Raw genomic sequence first — 18,767 nt, 5'->3', positions numbered from 1 at the left:
GCCCCGTGTAAACGGGGAGAAGGTGGACTCGAACAGTTTCGCAAAGCGAAACCGAGAGAGGACGGATGAGGGGCATCCCACCATCAAACCGGTTCGCCGGAGGAAACAGTATGACACGCGAAAAAATCTATCTCTTCGACACGACGCTCCGCGATGGCCAGCAAACACCCGGCATCGATTTTTCGGTCGAGGACAAGATTGCCATTGCGACCATGCTGGATGAATTCGGCCTGGATTATGTCGAAGGCGGGTACCCCGGCGCCAACCCGACCGATACGGCCTTCTTCAACGAGAAGCGCACGACATCGGCCTCCTTCGTCGCCTTCGGCATGACGAAGCGCGCCGGCATCTCCGCCTCCAACGATCCCGGCCTTGCGAGCCTGCTGCAGGCGAAATCAGACGCGATCTGTTTCGTTGCGAAGAGCTGGGACTATCACGTCCAGGTGGCGCTCGGCTGCACCAACGAGGAAAACCTGGAAAGCATCGCCGAAAGCGTCAAGGCGGCCATTGGCGCCGGCAAGGAAGCCTTGGTCGATTGCGAGCACTTCTTCGACGGCTACAAGGCCAATCCGACCTATGCGCTTGCTTGCGCCAAGATGGCCTATGATGCCGGAGCGCGCTGGGTCGTGCTCTGTGACACCAACGGCGGCACACAGCCGCCGGAGATTCGCGCCATCGTCGAGGCCGTCATCGCCTGCGGCGTTCCTGGGCACTGTCTCGGCATCCATGCCCATAACGATACCGGCCAGGCGGTCGCCAATTCGCTCGCGGCGGTCGAGGCCGGCGTGCGGCAGATCCAGGGCACGCTGAACGGCATCGGCGAGCGCTGCGGCAATGCCAACCTGATCACACTGATCCCGACCCTGGCGCTGAAAAGAGCCTATAGCGAACGCTTCGAAACGACGATCGACGCCGAGCGGCTGGTGGGCTTGACCGGCCTTTCGCATGCCTTCGACGAGCTTCTGAACCGCTCACCCGACCATCAGGCGCCCTATGTCGGTGCCTCCGCCTTTGCCACCAAGGCTGGTATCCACGCCTCGGCGCTGCTGAAGGACCCGCGCACCTACGAACATGTGCCGCCGGAAAGCGTCGGCAACTTCCGCAAGGTCATGGTCTCCGACCAGGGCGGCAAGTCGAACTTCATCAATGCGCTGAAGCGGCGCGGCATCGAGGTCGGCAAGGACGATCCGAAGCTCGACCAGCTGATCCACATCGTCAAGGAACGCGAAGCGACAGGCTATGCTTACGAAGGCGCGGATGCGAGCTTCGAACTTTTGGCGCGCCGCACGCTCGGTACCATCCCGGAATTCTTTGCGATCGATGGTTTCCGCGTCATGGTGGAACGCCGCTTCGATTCCCACGGCCGGGTGAAAATCGTCTCGGAAGCCGTCGTCAAGATCATCATCGATGGCGAAACCATCATGTCGGTTGCCGAGGGAGACGGCCCGGTCAACGCACTCGACCTGGCGCTGCGCAAGAATTTCGGCAAATACCAGCACGAGATAGACGATCTGGAACTGGCCGACTTCAAGGTGCGTATCCTCAATGGCGGCACGGAGGCCATCACCCGAGTCCTGATCGAATCCACCGATAGCGATGGCGTACGCTGGTGGACGGTCGGCGTCTCCGAAAACATCATCGATGCGTCGTTCCAGGCTCTGATGGATTCCGTCATCTACAAGCTGATGAAAAACCGGCATATGGCAGGCAAGATTGCGGCGGAGTAATCCGCCGCCCATCAAAAAGCTTGACGATGCCGTCAATGAAATGAATTAGCCATGCCGCATGCATTGGAGTAATCCCGTCTCAAATAACAGAGAATGACGGGAAAATTCATGGCCACTGACGCGGTCAAACCTGAAATCAAGAACAACGACGCTATCCGCGGCTTCGGCTTTGCGATGACGGCCTATCTCTTCTGGGGCGTTCTGCCACTCTATATGAAGGCGCTGGCGCATATCCCGGCTTTCGAGGTCATCGCCCATCGCATCGTCTGGTCGGTTCCCGTCGCCGGCATCGTGCTGCTGGCGCTCGGCCGCCTGGGTGACGTAAAGGCGGCGTTTCGCAACCCGCGGACAATCGCCATGGCGTCGCTGACGGCAGCGCTCGTCACCATCAACTGGGGAACCTATGTCTGGGCCATCGGCGCCGGCCATTCGCTCGATGCGGCCCTCGGTTACTTCATCAATCCGCTGTTCAGCATCGCGCTCGGCGCCGTCCTGCTCAAGGAAAAGCTGGCGCCGACGCAGATCGTCGCGATCTGCCTTGCAGCAGCCGCCGTCATCATTTTGACGGTGAAAGCCGGCACCCTGCCCTGGGTCGCGTTGTCGCTGACCTTCTCCTGGGGCTTCTATGCCTTTTTCCGCAAAACCCTGCCTGTTGGAGCCAACCAGGGCTTTTTCATCGAGGTGCTATTGCTCTGCATCCCGGCAGCATTTTACATCCTCTATCTGGAAGCGCACGGCGAAGGCCACTTTTACCAGACCGGCCTTTCGGATACCGCGCTCCTGCTCGGCTGCGGGCTCGTGACGGCGCTGCCGTTGATGATCTTCGCCAATGGTGCGAAGCTTTTGAGGATGTCAACCATCGGCATCATGCAATACATCGTTCCCACAATGGTCTTCCTGATCGCCGTTTTCCTGTTCAAGGAACCCTTCGGCACGACGCAGCTCGTTGCATTCTCGCTGATATGGGCCGGTCTCGTGCTCTACAGCTGGTCGATGCTGCGTCAGAGCAGAGGAGCATAACCAGACGATATGGTTAGCAAATCGCTATTTGTGGCGGTTTGGCTTTCAAGAAAGCCGTGAACCGCCTCGTCCCTTGTCATCACGCAGCCCTAAGCGAAAACCGCTGCTCGTTTGCCGGAACAGCTTTTAGAGCTTGGAAATCACGGCCTCTTCTCCGCCGCGGTCGCCGCGCGTCTCTGCGGCATGCTTGCGGATCGCCGGAATGATATCGGCCACCTTGTCGATCACAAGCGGCTGGACACGATGGGCGGTATGGATGAAGCCCTCGTCCCGCATATGACGGACGATTTCCATCATCGAATCCCAAAAGCCGTTGATATTGGCAAAAACCATCGGCTTTTCGTGACGGCCCAGCTGGCCCCAGGTCATGATCTCGACGATCTCCTCCAGGGTGCCTATACCGCCCGGCAAGGCCACGAAAGCGTCGGCGCGCTCGAACATGCCATGTTTGCGCGTATGCATATCCGGCGTTATGATGAGTTCGTCGAGCTGACCGAGCGAGTGGCGCGTCGCTTCCATATCGACCAGAAATTCCGGAATGATGCCGGTGACCTGACCGCCGTGCGACAGCACGCCGCTTGCGACAGCGCCCATGATGCCCTTCGTTCCGCCGCCATAGATCAGGCGCAGGCCGTTTTCGGCAATGCTTTTGCCGAGTTCGCGGCCAGCGGCCATGTAGGAAGGATCGCGTCCCGGCTGTGAGCCACAATAGACGCAAATGGTTCGAATTGGCGCGGAATCGTCGGTCATGGATGCAAAGAACTATGCTGCAGGTGCGCAGTCAAGATTTTTCAAAGGAAAACTTGTGCCGGGACATGCGAAAATGGCTGAGAAAGCTTGTAAAAGCAGGCGAAATCGCTAGCAATTTCAGGAGTTGCGATGACTTCGCCGCGTGGAGATGAATGATGATGAAGAACCGTGCCGGTTGGCTGGCTCTGTTGGTGTTGGCAATTGCGACCTTGTTGATGGTCTTCTTCGTGATGCCGCGCATCAACGGTGACAAGACCCCGATCGGCAACGTGGTCAATCAAGCCAGCAATGCGGTGAAAAATACGATCGACCAAAACGCGCAGAAGGCTGGCGAGGCCGCCGAGAACGCAACCAAGGCCACGCAGAATGCCGTGTCGACCGCCGTCAATACGGCAGACCTCGCGAAAAAGCTGACCGACCTGACGGGCGCGGCAACTGCTTCGCTGGCCGATTTGAAGGCGCTCTTCAAGGATGGCAATGTACCGGCCCAGGATGTCTTCACGGCTGCGAAGACAAAGGCGATTACTGCCCTGCAATCGATCGTCGGCTTCGCGCTTCCCGAAGGGATCGACGCAACGACAACGGGACTCGTTAAGAAAGCGCAGGACGGTGCAGGCAAGGCTCTCGCCATCATCCAATCTCTCCCCGAGAATGCTGCCGAAGCCAGTGCGGCGATCGACAAGGCTCTTGCAACGCTGACAGGGCAACAGGCGCCCGGGAACAACTCGGCTGCCAATCCTCGCGTACCATCATTCGATGTGTTGCGCGTCGAACCGGATGGCTCCACTGTTATCGCAGGCTCAGCCGAGCCGAATGCCAAGCTAGAGATCGTCGACGGCGAAAAGGTTGTCACGACGACCAATGTCGGCCCGAGCGGCGACTTTGCCGCCGTACTCGACAATCCGCTGCCGCCTGGAGACCACGAATTGGTGCTGCGCGCGACCGGCAAGGACGGTAAGGCCGTCAGTTCCGAGGAAATCGCAACCGTCTCCGTGCCGAAGGACAATTCCACCCAGGTTCTCGCGATGGTGTCGAAGCCAGGCGCTGCAAGTCGCATCATCACCGCGCCTTCCGCCAAGCAGGGCCGCGTGCCCGCCGGCGAACAGGACGCGTCCGCAGCCGGCACTCAGGCCAAAGCGACCACGACAGATGCCAAGCCGCAACAGGATGGTACGGCGGTCGCATCCGCCAATCCCGCGGCAGGCACGGCAACACCGCCAGCAGCGAAGGTAGAGGCGAATCCAGACGTCATGGTCAATGCGGTGGAGATCGAAAACGATCATATCTTCGTTGCCGGCACCACGAGGCCGAATGCCAAGGTCCGCGCCTATGCCGACGACAAGCTCATCGGCGAGAACGTCGCGGGTGCGGACGGTCACTTTGTCGTGGACGGACCCATGCCTCTTGCCGTCGGCGATCACAAGATCCGCGTCGACGTACTCGATGGCGCCGGCAAAGTCGTCGTGCGGACCAGCGTCAACTTCACGCGCCCCGAGGGCAATCAGGTGACGGTCGCGGCGCAGACACCCGCCGCCGCAAATGGTCAAGGGCAGACGGCCACGGCAAACATGGTGCCGCTCGACGAGGGCGAGCTTGCCAAGCTCAAGGAAGGCGCGGGCAAGGCTTTTGCGCTGCTCAAGGGCCTCTTTACCGACGGCAAGCAGCCGAATACGGAGCAGCTCGCAGCCGCCCGCTCCGGCACGGAAATCGCGCTCAAGTCGCTGTCTGAATTCCGGCCGACCATCAACGCCAGTGCTGCGTTGAAGAAGGCTGCTTCCGACGCTTCGAGCACGGCCTCCAAGGCGCTTGCCACCTTGCTGGCTTTGCCGAAAGATCCGAAATCGGTCGGCGCGGCGCTGCCTGGGCTCGAACAGATGATCGCTGTTATCACGCAGCCTGCTCAGACGGCACCGGCGCAGCCGAACACAGAGGTCTCATCCAACGACAGTGGCCCGAAGACGCTCGAACAGGCACCGCTGTCGCAGGACACCAATGCCGTCATCATCCGTCGCGGCGATACGCTGTGGCAGATATCACGCCGCATCTACGGTGCGGGCGTGCGCTACACGACGATCTATCTGGCCAACGAGGACAAGATCAACAATCCGGACCGCATCCTGCCGGGTCAGGTCTTCGGTCTGCCGAAGGATGCATTGCCGAATGCCGAGGAGCTTCACCGCAAGCGGCTTTCGGGCGAGCACCTCTAGCGCAACGACAGCCCATCGTGAACATTGGCAGCGGCCAGGCTCATCAACGCCTGGCCGCTGCTTTTATACCGCATGAAAATAGTATAAGCGTCGCCCGACCCCATAGCCTTCCCACAACGGCCATGTCTTGGCCATGAAGGCTTGCCAGTCGGCTGTGCAAACGCTGCCACATCCGGCTGCCCAATCATTCGCCGGAGACGGACATGGCAGGCCAGAAGAAAACCATATCGGCGGATTCCAGCAATCCATTGAACACGATCGTCAATCTCTGGCCCTATATGTGGCCGAGCGGGCGCATGGATCTGAAAATGCGGGTGGTCTGGGCGACCGTCTTCCTGTTAGTGTCGAAATTTTTCCTGCTGCTGGTCCCCTACTTCTTCAAATGGTCCGTCGATGCGCTGAACGGCAAGGTCGACATGCAAGGCATTCTGCCTGCTTTCCTGGTCGGCGCCATCGCTTTGATCATCGCCACGAACGCGACGCGTCTGATCCAGCTCGGCCTCAACCAGCTGCGCGATGCCCTGTTTGCGAGCGTCGGCCAATATGCGGTGCGCCAGCTCGCCTACAGAACCTTCGTGCACATGCACGAGCTCTCGCTGCGTTTCCATCTGGAGCGCAAGACCGGAGGCCTCTCGCGCATCATCGAGCGCGGCACCAAGGGCATCGAGACAATCGTCCGCTTCACGATCCTCAACACGTTTCCGACCTTCATCGAATTCCTGCTGACCGCCATCATCTTCTGGCGCGGCTATGGCTTTCCCTATCTCGCCGTCACGGCCGTCACGGTCTGGCTCTATATCTGGTTCACCGTCAAGGCGAGCGACTGGCGTATCTCCATCCGCCGGACGATGAACAACAGCGATACCGACGCCAACACCAAGGCGATCGATTCGCTGCTGAACTTCGAGACGGTCAAATATTTCGGCAACGAGGAGATGGAAGCCAGACGCTTCGATCAATCGATGGAGCGATATGAAAAGGCAGCCACCAGCGTCTGGACGTCGCTTGGCTGGCTGAACTTCGGCCAAGGCTTGATCTTCGGCCTTGGCACGACGGTGATGTTGGTCATGTCGGGCTGGTCCGTCTTGAACGGCCATCACACGGTCGGCGACTTCGTGTTCATCAACGCCATGCTGCTACAGCTCTCCGTGCCGCTCAACTTCATCGGCTTCGTCTATCGCGAAATACGCCAGGGCCTGACCGATATCGAGGAAATGTTCGACCTGCTCGAGGTCAAGCCCGAGGTGGTCGACGCGCCTGACGCCAAGGAGCTCGTCATCGGCAATGGCGCGATCACGTTCAAGGACGTGCATTTCGCCTATGATCCGGCGCGGCCGATCTTGAAGGGCATCTCCTTTGAGGTGCCGGCTGGCAAGACGGTCGCCGTGGTCGGGCCTTCGGGCGCCGGTAAATCGACGCTGTCGCGCTTGCTCTATCGTTTCTACGATGTGCAGAGCGGTACGATCACCATCGACGGTCAGGATCTGCGAGCCGTCACGCAGAAGAGCCTGCGCAAGGTCATCGGCATGGTGCCGCAGGATACCGTGCTCTTCAACGATACCATCGCCTACAACATCCGCTATGGCCGTCTGAGCGCCAGCGAAGGGGAAGTTACCGCGGCCGCGGAGATCGCGCAGATCGGCGAGTTCATCCGCAATCTGCCGGAAGGCTTCGAGACCAAGGTCGGCGAGCGTGGCCTCAAATTGTCTGGCGGCGAGAAGCAGCGCGTCGCGATCGCGCGCACCATTCTCAAGGCGCCGCCGGTCCTGATCCTCGACGAGGCGACCTCGGCGCTCGATACGACGACCGAGCGCGAAATACAGGCAGCCCTCGACGTCGTCTCCAAGAACCGTACGACGCTTGTCATCGCTCACCGCCTGTCGACCGTCATCGGAGCGGATGAGATCATCGTGCTGAAAAGCGGCGTGATCGCCGAGCGCGGCACACATGCCGAGCTTCTGGCGCGGAACGGGCTTTATGCGTCCATGTGGAGCCGCCAGCGCGAGGCAACGCAGGCGGAGGAGCATCTGAAACAGGTACGCGAAAACGACGATCTCGGCGTTGTCGACCGACTGGCGCCTGCAAGCTGAGAAAACCCGTGGAAGCGTGGAACTCCACCGCCCATGACAGCATCGGGTGCGCAGCGGTTATGCACCGATTGTTGTCACGAGACTGAGATGACAGCTTGCTAGGTACGAGGGTCTTTTCAACGGAGCCCCTCAAATGCGTAGTTTTGCCAAAGCTTTCAGCCTGTTGCTCGTCGTCGGCCTGGCCTCGCCGGTTTTCGCCGAAGATGCCAAGCCTTTCACCGATGCCAAGGAGATCAACCTCCTCGATCTGCTGCCGCCTCCGCCCGCCAATGATTCCGCACAGATGAAGGCTGAGCTCGGCGAAATCCTGACGATCCAGGTGACCCGCACGCCGGAAATGGGGGCTCGCGCCGTGGCCGATGCCGAAGAGAACGTCTGGCGCTTCTCCGACGTCATCGACAATCCGAAATTCACCAAGGAAAACCTGCCGAAGTTTTCGGCCTTCTTCGATCGCGTCGTCGAGACCGAAGGCGCCGTCGTCGATCCCGCCAAGGATGTCTGGAAGCGTCCGCGCCCCCATCTCTACAGCGATCTGGTCAAGCCGATCGTGCCGCTCTCCAAGTCCGGCTCCTATCCATCCGGCCACACCACGGTCGGCACGCTGATGGGCATCGTGCTTGCCAACATGGTGCCGGAAAAGCGCGCCGCCATCATGGCTCGCGCCTGGGAATACGGCCATAACCGTATCGTCGGCGGCATCCACTATGCTTCCGATATCGAAGCCGGCCGCATTGCAGGCACCGTCATCGCCGAAACCATCATGACGCATGAGGACTACAAGACCGAGTATGAGGGCGCCAAGGCTGAACTGCGCGCCGCTCTCGGCCTCTGATTTCCGATCGGCCGACGCGGGACACAGGAGGCCGCCGCCATCGGCGGCCTTTTCATTGCGTCCCGCACGGGTTTCCACAGGCTGCACTTTTCAAGTCAGGGGAACGTTGGCATCTTGCTCGACGCGGATTGCGTTGAGGACGAGCGCGCGAAAGCATTGCCCATGACAGAGTTTGCCTGTAGTCACGCTCGACTGGTATTCAGAGCAAGACCGCTTATCTTGTTCTCATTCTTTTGACTGGCATGATCTTGCCGAAGAACCGGAGCCCGGTTCCTGGTGAGCATGCCCTAACGGAGTAGGCCATAGATGAGCTTGATGAACAGCGTACGCAACGTCATCGTTCCCATACACAAGGAGGGCTATCCCTTCGTTGCAGGCTTCTTCGTCGCGTCGCTGGTGCTCGGTTGGATCTTCAAGCCGCTCTTCTGGATCGGCCTGATCCTGACGCTGTGGTGCGCCTATTTCTTCCGCGATCCCGAACGTATGACGCCTCAGGACGATGATCTGGCGATATCGCCTGCCGACGGCAAGGTTTCGAGCGTGCAGATGGTGACGCCGCCGGCCGAGCTCAATCTCGGCAGCCAGCCGATGCTGCGTATCTCGATCTTCATGAACGTCTTCGATTGCCATGTGAACCGTTCGCCGATGCGCGGTCGCATCACCAACGTCGCCTATCGCCAGGGCAGCTTCCTCAATGCCGAACTCGACAAGGCCAGCGAACAGAATGAACGCAACGGCCTCGTGATCGAAACGAAGCATGGCGAAATCGGCGTCGTGCAGATTGCCGGCCTCGTTGCCCGCCGCATTCTTTGCTTCGTCCATCCGAACGAGCCGCTGGATGCCGGCGAACGCATCGGCCTCATCCGCTTCGGCTCGCGCCTCGATGTCTTCCTGCCGGAAGGCGCTTCGTCGCGCGTTGCCGTCGGCCAGCGGGCGATCGCCGGCGAAACCGTCATTGCCGAATTCGGCTCGGCCAAGGGCGCAACCCTTAGCCGCCGCAGCTGAAGTGTAGGAACACGAGCGAGATGAAGACGCCTTTTCCGCCTTTCGAGCCGCACGGGCCCAATGACGAAGCGCGTGGACCGCGTCTCCGGGAAATTCCGTTGCGGCTGATTGTGCCGAACATGATCACCGTGCTGGCGATCTGCTCAGGCCTGACGGGCATTCGCCTCGCTTTCGAAAACCGTTACGAGCTCGCCGTCGTGGCGGTGCTGGTTGCCGCCTTCCTCGACGGCATCGACGGGCGCGTCGCGCGGCTGATGAAGGCCACCTCGAAATTCGGCGCGCAGATGGATTCGCTCGCCGACATCGTCAATTTCGGCGTTGCGCCGGCGCTCGTCGTCTACGTCTTTCTGCTGGATCAGGCCCGCTCGCTCGGCTGGATCGCGGCGCTGATCTATACGATCGCCGCCGGACTGCGGCTCGCCCGCTTCAATGTCATGGCGGAACGCGAGCATAAAGCCTCGTGGCAATCCGAATATTTCGTCGGCGTACCGGCGCCTGCCGGCGCCATGCTGGTGCTGCTGCCTGTTTATCTCGGCTTTCTCGGCCTTACGCCGGACCGCACCTTCGCCTTATGGGGCGCAGCCTACACGGTTCTCATCGGCTTCCTGCTGGTCAGCCGATTGCCCGTATGGTCCGGCAAATCGGAAGGCAACGGCGTAAGGCGCGATCTGGTGCTGCCGATCATGCTCGGCCTCGTCGTCTATGTCGCGCTGCTCATGAGCTATACGTGGCATGTCATGGTCGTGACCGTCGTCATCTATTTGCTGTCCCTACCCTTCGGCGCACGCTCCTGGGCAAAGAAATACGGCACCTATACCATCAACGGCCCCGCCGATCCCAATGTCGATGATTCCAACGACGACATCGGCCGGCATATCTAGCGCCGGCATATCAAACCGCTGCACAACAGTCCTCTGGCGGCATCGCCGGGCTGCAACCGCTAGTCTGTAAGTCTCCCTTATCAATCAGAGACATGACGGTCGCTCATCGGCGCAACGGAAGGCCAGCTCGGCGCGACATTTCCGCAGATTCAAACATTGCGGCAGTGCGGATTCTACACGAGGTTTCGGCGCTAATCTCTCGAAATATGGTCGTTGTTTACAAAAGCTGATTGGAAAACGCCTTCGATTTGTCATGATTTACGACAAAAAGCACTACTCGACTGTGAATCGAAAAATGCTCCGTGGGAGCATGGTGAGGAGTGAAACATGACGCAGAAAAAGGACCAGCCGGCACAACCACAGGCAAAGATCGATCCCAGCAAGCATTATCGTCCGCTGGGGCTGAAAGCCGTTCTTGCAGCCCATCTGATGCTGAAGACAAAGCCTCTCAAGAAGAAGATCGCCTGAGAATATAGTTCTGCCCACCGCCGACCAATGCCGGCAGGCAGCATTTCCGTTCACTGGCCGCTAAAATGGCGGCCGCTCAGAGAAGGCTTAGTTGGCCATCGTCCGGATCCGTTTTCTTCGGCGGTTTCCTGACCGGATCGAGCACCACGGGTGTCTGCACATCCGGCCCCATATTGGCAACTTTGTTGACGCGATCCGAAACCGGGATCGCCTCGAAAAAATCCTCCTGGACCGGCTTCATCAGACCAAACACATCGCGAGGCTCCTGCGTCTTGCAATCAAGCCAGCGCGCAAAATCCTCCGGCTTGATGACGACGGGCATACGGTCATGGATGGATCGAATGGCGCTGTTTGCCGCCGTCGTCAGGATCGCACCCGTATCGACCTCGGAACCATCTGCCGACGACCAGGTTTCCATCAGTCCGGCAAAAGCGATGACGCCGCCGCTACGGGGGCGGATCCAGTAGGCTTGCGGCTTCTCGCCGCTTTCCTTCGGCGGCCGATGCCATTCATAGAAGCCGGATGCCGGGATGAGGATGCGGCGATGGCGCATAGCCGCGCGGAAGGAAGCCTTGCCTATTGCCGTTTCCGCCCGCGCATTGATCAGCAGCGGGAAATCCTTGGGGTCCTTCACCCAGTCGGGCATAAAGCCCCAGCGCACGAGCAAGGCGCGACGATCCGGCAGATTGCTTCCCGGTCGCTGCCGATCGCCCGATATCACGACAAGGATCGGCTGCGTCGGCGCGATATTGTAGCGCGCGGGAAAAGCCTCGTTCAGCAGGACGCCGAGCGCTTCCCCCACGTGATCTGCCGTCGATGTCAAAGCGAAACGTCCGCACATCAGGCCTGTGTTGCACCCGAAAAGCGGCTGGTCAAGCCTAACGTCAGCCGCGCGGACCGAGCAGAATGACCGCCGCCCCGACGAGGCAGATGACGGCGCCCGAAATATCCCATCGGTCCGGTAGCCGCCCTTCGGCGAGCCAGAGCCAGAAAATGGAGGCAACAATATAGACGCCGCCATAGGCAGCAAAAGTGCGGCCGGCCGCCTCGCTCGGCACCAACGCCAGCAGCCATGCAAAGAGCGCCAGCGAGACAAGGCCGGGTGCCAGCCACCAGACGGGCTTCGACAGACGCAACCACGCCCAGAAGGCAAAGCAGCCTGCAATTTCGGCAAGAGCCGCCAAAGCATATAGCCCGTAGATCATTCCCGATCGTCCCCATATTCGGCGCATTCAGAATCGCGGCTTCCGCTGGAAGCGAGTTAAGGGGCTTTCCCATGGGACAGCAAGCGCCGTTTCCTGTAGAAATGGGCCGCAGATGGCTCCTTGCCATCGCGCATCGATCTTCATCCGAATGCAAAGTGATCCATGACTTCCAACCCTCGCCCTGCCTCCTCCGCCATTCTCGAACGCAACGGTCGCTTCCTGCTTGTCTTGCGCAGCAATCCGCCGTCCGCCGATATGTACGCCTTTCCGGGAGGGCGGGCCGAAGACGGAGAGACACCGGCCGACGCGGCGCTGCGCGAGTTCAAGGAGGAGACAGGCATATCTGCGCGCAATCCCCGCCTGTTCGAGACTTACGACCTGCGCTCCCACGCGGCGGACGGAACGCTGACGAGCCACTTCCTGCTCTCGGTCTTTCTTGTGGATGCCGATGAGGATGCGGTCGCCGAAGCCGCCGACGATGCAGCCGCCATTGGCTGGTACACGCTGGAAGAGGTGCGCACCCTGCCCGTTCCCGCCAGTGTGCTCGAATGCGTGGAACGACTTGCTGCAGAAAACGCATAGCTCGGCGCCGAAATTAACGATGCTGAGCAATATCGGCGTGGAAACCGCCCCTCGCGCCTTGTTCCCGTCATGCTTGTCCGGTCAACATGGTTACATGATTCATAACAGCCTTGGCCGACCGCTTCTGATCTGCATCGCGCTTGCCGCAGCCCTTCCCGCTGCCGCACAGCCGGCAGCAAGCGCGCCGCCGGCACAGGCGACCGATAATGCGAATGCCGAACAGTCTGCGCCCTATGACGAGCAGCTCTCCCGGCTATCCGAAATTCTCGGTTCGATCGACTATCTGCGCAATCTGTGCAGCCCGACGCGGGAAGACGGATGGCGCGGCGACATGCAGCACTTGCTCGACACGGAGGCCAAGAGCGAGCCGAAACGAAAGGAAAGGCTCACTGCGGCCTTCAACCGTGGATATCGGTCCTTTGCGTCGGTTTACACGAATTGCACGCCGCAGGCCCGCGTCGCGGAAGAGCGATACCGTAACGAAGGTGCAACACTGGCGACAGAAATCACCGCACGCTTTGGAAATTGACGATTTATTAACCTCTTTTCATAGCGAGCCGTGTCGTTTTGGGAAAAGGCTGATAGAGTTATTAAGCAAGTGGTAAGGACATGAACGTCTCAAGGAAAGAAACAATGGAAACCAGCCTGAACGAAATCGACGACATGATCGTTCATGAAAAGATGCAGGCAGCGCTGGAATACCAGAATGAAGCTTGGGCCGACGGCATGGCAGATGGCATCGAGCCCGAAATCATCGCCGACGCCGCCATCGCCCACGCGATTCGCGAGACGATCCGGAATCAAGGGGAACAGGGCGCCGAAGCCTTGCTCGAATCGCTGCGTGAACGCATGCTCGCTGGCGAGTTCTCTCCGAACCGTACCCTGCAATAACACTCAGAGATTGCTAATGCGTATCTTTCCAGGCAATGCGCTCACCTGTTCCATTGCCTCGTTCGCTGCCGTAACCCTGCTTTTGGGCAGCACCGCCTTGCCGCTACCGGCCAATGCCTTTTCCCAGCTCAACCCGCCGGCTCCCCAGGCGAAAGACGCAGCACGGTCCACTCCCAAAAAGAACGAGAAGCCGATCGAGCAGGCGCTGGAAGCGCCTGCCAATAACACGCTGCCAATGCCCGATCCGCTGATCAACAAGCAGGCAAGCCAGAGCAGCGGCGATGCTTCGAACACGAATAAGTCAGTCGAATTCCTCTACGATATCGACAAGGCGCCGGAGCCGGTAAAGAAGCTGCGTGCGGCGATCGTCGAGGCTGCCGCTTCCGGTGATCTCGAGCGCCTGCGCCCGCTGATGAATGTCGGCGGCGGGCTCAAGCAGACGCAGGTCACCGCCGACGACCCCGGCGAAGATCCGATCAAGACCCTGCATGATCTTTCAGGCGATCCCGACGGCATTGAGATCCTGTCCATTCTCCTCGACATCATGTCGACCGGCTTTGCCCATGTCGGCCAGGGAACCCCTGATGAGGTCTATGTCTGGCCCTATTTCGCCGAGAAGGACATCAAGACACTCTCCACGCCGGAGAAGGTCGATCTGATGCGTATCGTGACGGCCGGCGACTATGCCGACATGCAGGAATTCGGCGGCTATAATTTTTATCGCGTCGGCATCACGCCGGACGGCCGTTGGAAATTCTTCACCTCGGGCGAATGATCCGGCCAGGGAACTTGCGGTTCTCTGCCGAAGGCCCTACCTCTGCGTGATGAAGCATGTCGCGCAAAAAATGCGCAGCGGTTTTGCGACAACGACATGCGCAAGATCAAAGACCTGAAGCGCAAGAAGCGATCTGAAAGATCGCGACGTGCTTTAGGCCAAATCAGCGGAACCATCATGCCAGCCGTATTCCTGAGAGAGCGCTCCTTCATCCGCATCGCCGGCGCGGAGGCGGAGACGTTCCTGCACAATCTCATCACCACCGATCTTGCCTCGCTCGGCGCCGACGAGGCGCGCCCGGGAGCGCTGCTGACGCCACAAGGCAAGATCCTGTTCGACTTCATGATCTGGCGGGATGGCCCTGGCTTTCTGCTCGAAACGGACACGGCGCAACGGGAGAGCCTGCTCAAGCGGCTCACCATGTATCGCCTGCGCGCCAAGGTCGATTTCGTCGCGGAGGAGATGCAAGGCGTCACGGTCGCATGGGGAGATGCCACAGGCGACAGTCCCAAGGACAGCCGCTTCGCGAGGGCGGGAATTGTGCTGACCCGGACGCCCGGCGAGCACGGTAGCGATCCAGAGACACTTTATGACGCCCTGCGTATCGACAACGGCATCGCCGTTTCCGGCCGCGATTTCGCATTGCAGGACGCGTTCCCGCACGATGTGCTGATGGATCTGAATGGCGGTCTCGGCTTCCGAAAGGGCTGCTATATCGGCCAGGAAGTGGTTTCCCGCATGCACCATCGCGGCACGGCGCGCAGGCGTGTCGTCATCGTCAACGGCAGCGCCGAATTGCCGCCCTCCGGCACGGAACTGACCGTCGGCAGCAAGCCGATCGGAACGCTCGGCTCGACCGTCGGCAATATGGGCCTAGCCATCATCCGCATAGACCGGGCCGGCGAAGCCATCGCCGAAGAGGTTCCGATAAAGGCTGGCGAGGTCGACGTCACCGTGTCTATTCCGGCTTGGTCCGGCCTCTCCTTTCCCACCCGCTCCGACGAGGCGTCGGCATGACATCGGCGACGACCGCGCGCGCCTGGCAGCGCATGTTATCCGGGCGCAGGCTCGACCTTCTCGATCCCTCGCCGCTCGACGTCGAGATCAGCGACATTGCCCATGGGCTTGCCCGTGTCGCGCGCTGGAATGGACAGACCGCCGGCGATCACGCCTTTTCGGTGGCGCAGCACAGCCTTGTCGTCGAGGCGATCTTTCGCCATCTCAATCCGGCAACGCCCGACGAACTGCTTGCCGCCTTGCTGCATGACGCACCGGAATATGTGATCGGCGACATGATCTCGCCGTTCAAGTCCGTCGTCGGTGGCGATTACAAGGTCGTGGAGAAGCGGCTCGAGGCGGCAATCTACCGGCGCTTCGCCCTGCCCCCGCATTGCGCGCCGAAGCTCAAGGAAAAGATCAAGAAGGCCGATACGATCTCGGCCTATTTCGAGGCGACGCTGCTTGCCGGTTTCACGCCCGATGAAGCTCGCAAATTCTTCGGCCAGCCACGCGACATCACGCGCGAGATGCTGCCGATCGACCCCATGCCGGCAATCGAGGCACAACGGCTGTTCCTCAAGCGCTTCGAGGCGATCGAGGCGGAGCGTGCCGCCATGAGGGTCGGCGCGTGACAGCAATCATCGTATCGCCGCTTGCGCGCATCGCCGAAATGGCCGTTCGCCATGGCGCGCGCGAAATGATCAGCCTGATGGCCAAGGAGCAGAATTTTCACCGTCCCGCCGTCATCAAGGCGGATCGGCATCTGCTGCTCAATATGAACGACATCAGCTTTGCCGGAACCGGCGATCTCGTCGCCCCGCAGGAGACGCATGTTCGCGCCATCATCGATTTCGCTACCGGTTGGGATCGAGGCGCGCCTCTGCTCATTCATTGCTGGATGGGTATTTCACGCTCGCCGGCGGCGGCACTGATTGCAGCTTTGGCCGTTCACCCGGAGGAGAACGACCTTGTGCTGGTGCGCCGCCTGCGCGCGAGCTCGCCGTTCGTCACGCCGAATGCCCGGCTCGTTGCCATTGGCGACGACATGCTCGGACGCCGGGGGCGGCTGGTTGCTGCAGTCAAAGAAATCGGCCGTGGCGCAGATGCTGACGGCAATGCACCTTTCATGCTGCCCTTGACCGATTTGAGCGCCGGCGCTTGAAAAAACGGAGACCGCGTTTCGTAATCTCCGCTCGCTTCAAAGCAATGAACCACCGCGATCACACGGCGACGCTATCCGTTTGATCCGGGTCATACTGACCGTAAGTATTCTGATAAAGCGACGACGGATCCTGCATGTCGCTCAGCAGGACATCTAGCGCCTGATCCTTGGCAAATGTCGCGGCATCCGCTGGGCTGCTGTCGCTCGTATCGGGCTCCAGCGACAGCATATCGGCAGCTGAGGCATCCGACGATTTCAGGGCATCGAGACCCTCGGCGAACTGATCCTTGGTCAGGGAGCCGGCGTTTTGCGTATCCAGGCTCTTGAACAGGTTTTCAGCATCGCTCTCGCTCATATCCTTCGGACGGCCAGCGACGAACTCGTCCTGCGAGACTCTGCCGTCCTTGTCGGTGTCCAGGCTGGCAAACAGTTGGTCCATGGGCGATTCGCCGGAAGAGCCGTCGGGCGACGTGGAACCGCTTGACTGGCTGTTCTGCTGCATCTGTAACAGCATCGAGGCCAGATTGCCGGAAAAGACATCCGTTGCGCTGGGATCGCTGCTGCTGTTGCTATCCTCATCGTTGAGCATGCTCGCCGACAGAAGGCCGGACTGCGCCGCCTCCTCCAGCTCCTGAGCATCCACGACGCCGTCCTGATTCTTATCCAGGGGACTGTACGAGGCAACCGTCATGCTGCTTCCAATTGAAGAAACCCCGCTCATCCAAATCTCCTACGGCAAATGCCATCGCGTGTTTGATAGACCCCGGCACGCTTAGTCATCTGCAGATAGGATAGGCCTGTTTGCCCTGCCGGTTGAAGATTGGTGTTAATTCACTATTAACCATAATTGACAGACACCGAATCATATCGCCGATGGGCGCCTACGCAGCGGAAACAACCGCTGCTTGGCATCCGCCGCTTCAGTGGCACGAATCATCTTCGCTTGCTTAAGGACCCGCTTCCTATTGGATGACGGCACATGCCAGGCGCTTGCCGGCGCCGCCGACGGGCTGACTGCGGTAATCATCCGAGTCGGCATGGATCATCAGCGTGCGGCCGCGGATGCCGTTTTTCCCGTTCAGCGATACCATGCCATTGAAGACCTGGGCACGCAGCTTGCCATCCTGATCGACATACTGGTTGGGCATATCGCCGGCATGCGGACCGTTGGCGGCCAGAAAGCCGTGTTCCGCCTTGGTTGGGTTGAAATGACCACCAGCGGACTCGAAGCCGTGCGCATGGTCGCAACGGCTATTTTCATGGATGTGGAAGGCGACCCAGCGATTGGCCGGCATGCCGGACACTTCCATCTCGATCAGCACGCCCTTTTTGCCCTCAGTCAAGGTCGCCCGGCCGGCTTGTTTACCGTCGAGACCGACGAAATCAGCAGTGGCGGTGTTTTGATTTTGGGTTTGCGCTGCCGCGGGCGCGGCTGCGGCAAGGGCAAGAATTGCAACGATCGTCATCCGCTTCATGGAACACCCTCCCTGTTCTGCGTGGCAATTGCCCAACGCGTGGCAGGCATGAGGGTTCCGGTGAATGGAAAAAATGACCCTAATCAAAATGATAAGGCGACTTGCCGGCATTACGGCAGGTCGCCTTGCATCAGACGAAAGTGCTTGTCAGGCCGCTATACTGTCGACGTCATACTGGCCGTATGTGCTGTTATAGGCATCCATCGGCGACAGCAGATCCAGGTCGAAATTGACATTGGATTCCGGTGACTTGGCCGTGGAAGCGATATCGGCGCCCGGCAATTGCATGAGCTTGGCAATGAAGCCGCTCAGTGCACCATTCGAACCATTGGCAGCAGCGTCGGTATTACTGGCCTCGAGAATGCCGGGGCGCTCGTCCACCGCGCGCTCCTCTTGGCTCAAAAGACCATCGCCGTTCGAATCGAGGCGCGAAAGCGTGCCACGATATGGGTAGGAGCTATTGGATACGGAAGAAACATGGGACATACAAACCTCCTAAGGTAGGAACCGCCTCATGCGACGTCGTTTGTACGCAATACATTCAGAGTTGGACTATGAGCCGTTATTAAGCTGCTTCGCGCTGCCGGTAAAGACAAATTATTAATGAGTATTAACCATAGTTCCCAAGCGGTAAATCTGAATTTCCTAATGTTGCCTTTGCAATCCGTTATAAGGTAGTCCGGCATAATCCACTGGAA

General features: G+C 59.8%; 21 protein-coding genes. 15 read left to right on the top strand and 6 right to left on the bottom strand.

The window, feature by feature from the left end:
• Positions 1-110 precede the first annotated feature (110 nt).
• Together cimA and rarD are read left to right on the top strand one after the other, a co-directional pair.
• On the top strand, positions 111-1,727 hold the full coding sequence (cimA, locus tag AC13RC_RS03325; protein ID WP_488556481.1) for a citramalate synthase: 1,617 nt from the start codon (positions 111-113) through the stop codon (positions 1,725-1,727).
• 108 nt (positions 1,728-1,835) lie between these two features.
• Positions 1,836-2,747: an EamA family transporter RarD gene (gene rarD, locus AC13RC_RS03320; RefSeq protein WP_488556480.1), complete on the top strand. Its 912-nt coding sequence runs from the start codon at positions 1,836-1,838 to the stop codon at positions 2,745-2,747.
• Positions 2,748-2,873: 126 nt separating this feature from the next.
• On the opposite strand, the gene AC13RC_RS03315 is transcribed toward rarD, so the two are convergent.
• Entirely contained in the window at positions 2,874-3,497 is a 624-nt protein-coding gene (locus AC13RC_RS03315; protein WP_113329107.1) for an LOG family protein, read from the bottom strand.
• Positions 3,498-3,652: 155 nt separating this feature from the next.
• Between AC13RC_RS03315 and AC13RC_RS03310 the strand changes: the two genes are divergently transcribed.
• From AC13RC_RS03310 to AC13RC_RS03285, 6 genes are all read left to right on the top strand, one after another.
• Positions 3,653-5,704 (top strand): LysM peptidoglycan-binding domain-containing protein, encoded by a 2,052-nt coding sequence (locus tag AC13RC_RS03310; RefSeq protein WP_488556748.1) that lies wholly within the window; start codon positions 3,653-3,655, stop codon positions 5,702-5,704.
• A gap of 203 nt (positions 5,705-5,907) precedes the next feature.
• Positions 5,908-7,794: an ABCB family ABC transporter ATP-binding protein/permease gene (locus AC13RC_RS03305; protein WP_488556479.1), complete on the top strand. Its 1,887-nt coding sequence runs from the start codon at positions 5,908-5,910 to the stop codon at positions 7,792-7,794.
• Between the two features lie 133 nt (positions 7,795-7,927).
• On the top strand, positions 7,928-8,626 hold the full coding sequence (locus tag AC13RC_RS03300) for an acid phosphatase (RefSeq protein WP_488556478.1): 699 nt from the start codon (positions 7,928-7,930) through the stop codon (positions 8,624-8,626).
• 306 nt (positions 8,627-8,932) lie between these two features.
• Positions 8,933-9,631: a phosphatidylserine decarboxylase gene (locus AC13RC_RS03295; protein ID WP_488556477.1), complete on the top strand. Its 699-nt coding sequence runs from the start codon at positions 8,933-8,935 to the stop codon at positions 9,629-9,631.
• Between the two features lie 20 nt (positions 9,632-9,651).
• Positions 9,652-10,512 carry a CDP-diacylglycerol--serine O-phosphatidyltransferase gene (gene pssA, locus AC13RC_RS03290; RefSeq protein ID WP_015339321.1) on the top strand — a complete coding sequence of 287 codons (861 nt, stop codon included), beginning with the start codon at positions 9,652-9,654 and terminating at the stop codon, positions 10,510-10,512.
• A gap of 327 nt (positions 10,513-10,839) precedes the next feature.
• The gene (locus AC13RC_RS03285) at positions 10,840-10,980 is read left to right on the top strand and encodes a hypothetical protein (RefSeq protein WP_015339320.1); all 141 of its coding nucleotides are present in this window, start codon (positions 10,840-10,842) and stop codon (positions 10,978-10,980) included.
• A gap of 76 nt (positions 10,981-11,056) precedes the next feature.
• On the opposite strand, the gene AC13RC_RS03280 is transcribed toward AC13RC_RS03285, so the two are convergent.
• Positions 11,057-11,821 carry an SOS response-associated peptidase gene (locus AC13RC_RS03280; RefSeq protein ID WP_113329111.1) on the bottom strand — a complete coding sequence of 255 codons (765 nt, stop codon included), beginning with the start codon at positions 11,819-11,821 and terminating at the stop codon, positions 11,057-11,059.
• 43 nt (positions 11,822-11,864) lie between these two features.
• Positions 11,865-12,185: a YnfA family protein gene (locus tag AC13RC_RS03275; RefSeq protein ID WP_145320590.1), complete on the bottom strand. Its 321-nt coding sequence runs from the start codon at positions 12,183-12,185 to the stop codon at positions 11,865-11,867.
• A gap of 162 nt (positions 12,186-12,347) precedes the next feature.
• Between AC13RC_RS03275 and AC13RC_RS03270 the strand changes: the two genes are divergently transcribed.
• The 7 genes from AC13RC_RS03270 to AC13RC_RS03240 all read left to right on the top strand — a co-directional run bounded on the left by AC13RC_RS03270 (position 12,348) and on the right by AC13RC_RS03240 (position 16,594).
• Positions 12,348-12,767, top strand: coding sequence for an NUDIX hydrolase (locus AC13RC_RS03270; RefSeq protein WP_069616156.1), 420 nt, complete (start codon positions 12,348-12,350; stop codon positions 12,765-12,767).
• Between the two features lie 94 nt (positions 12,768-12,861).
• Entirely contained in the window at positions 12,862-13,296 is a 435-nt protein-coding gene (locus AC13RC_RS03265) for a TIGR02301 family protein (RefSeq protein WP_488556476.1), read from the top strand.
• A 104-nt stretch (positions 13,297-13,400) separates the two neighbouring features.
• Entirely contained in the window at positions 13,401-13,658 is a 258-nt protein-coding gene (locus tag AC13RC_RS03260) for a hypothetical protein (RefSeq protein ID WP_068385602.1), read from the top strand.
• A 16-nt stretch (positions 13,659-13,674) separates the two neighbouring features.
• Positions 13,675-14,433 carry a hypothetical protein gene (locus AC13RC_RS03255; RefSeq protein ID WP_488556475.1) on the top strand — a complete coding sequence of 253 codons (759 nt, stop codon included), beginning with the start codon at positions 13,675-13,677 and terminating at the stop codon, positions 14,431-14,433.
• 177 nt (positions 14,434-14,610) lie between these two features.
• Positions 14,611-15,450: a CAF17-like 4Fe-4S cluster assembly/insertion protein YgfZ gene (gene ygfZ / locus AC13RC_RS03250; RefSeq protein ID WP_488556474.1), complete on the top strand. Its 840-nt coding sequence runs from the start codon at positions 14,611-14,613 to the stop codon at positions 15,448-15,450.
• Positions 15,447-16,064, top strand: coding sequence for a YfbR-like 5'-deoxynucleotidase (locus tag AC13RC_RS03245; protein WP_488556473.1), 618 nt, complete (start codon positions 15,447-15,449; stop codon positions 16,062-16,064). The genes ygfZ and AC13RC_RS03245 overlap by 4 nt, the downstream gene beginning before the upstream one ends.
• Positions 16,061-16,594, top strand: coding sequence for a tyrosine phosphatase family protein (locus tag AC13RC_RS03240; protein WP_488556472.1), 534 nt, complete (start codon positions 16,061-16,063; stop codon positions 16,592-16,594). Before AC13RC_RS03245 ends, AC13RC_RS03240 begins: the two co-directional genes overlap by 4 nt.
• 58 nt (positions 16,595-16,652) lie before the next feature.
• Here AC13RC_RS03240 and AC13RC_RS03235 read toward each other — a convergent pair whose 3' ends face one another.
• The 3 genes from AC13RC_RS03235 to AC13RC_RS03225 form a co-directional block, all read right to left on the bottom strand.
• Positions 16,653-17,285: an EF-hand domain-containing protein gene (locus AC13RC_RS03235; RefSeq protein WP_488556471.1), complete on the bottom strand. Its 633-nt coding sequence runs from the start codon at positions 17,283-17,285 to the stop codon at positions 16,653-16,655.
• Between the two features lie 271 nt (positions 17,286-17,556).
• Positions 17,557-18,069: a superoxide dismutase family protein gene (locus AC13RC_RS03230; RefSeq protein ID WP_113329117.1), complete on the bottom strand. Its 513-nt coding sequence runs from the start codon at positions 18,067-18,069 to the stop codon at positions 17,557-17,559.
• 147 nt (positions 18,070-18,216) lie between these two features.
• Positions 18,217-18,555 carry a hypothetical protein gene (locus AC13RC_RS03225; RefSeq protein ID WP_113351666.1) on the bottom strand — a complete coding sequence of 113 codons (339 nt, stop codon included), beginning with the start codon at positions 18,553-18,555 and terminating at the stop codon, positions 18,217-18,219.
• Between the last annotated feature and the right edge of the window lie 212 nt (positions 18,556-18,767).

Source organism: Martinezella sp. CNPSo 3890 (genome assembly GCF_057784455.1).
Note: the sequence above shows the minus strand (reverse complement) of the source record. Positions and strands in the feature narration are given on the sequence as shown.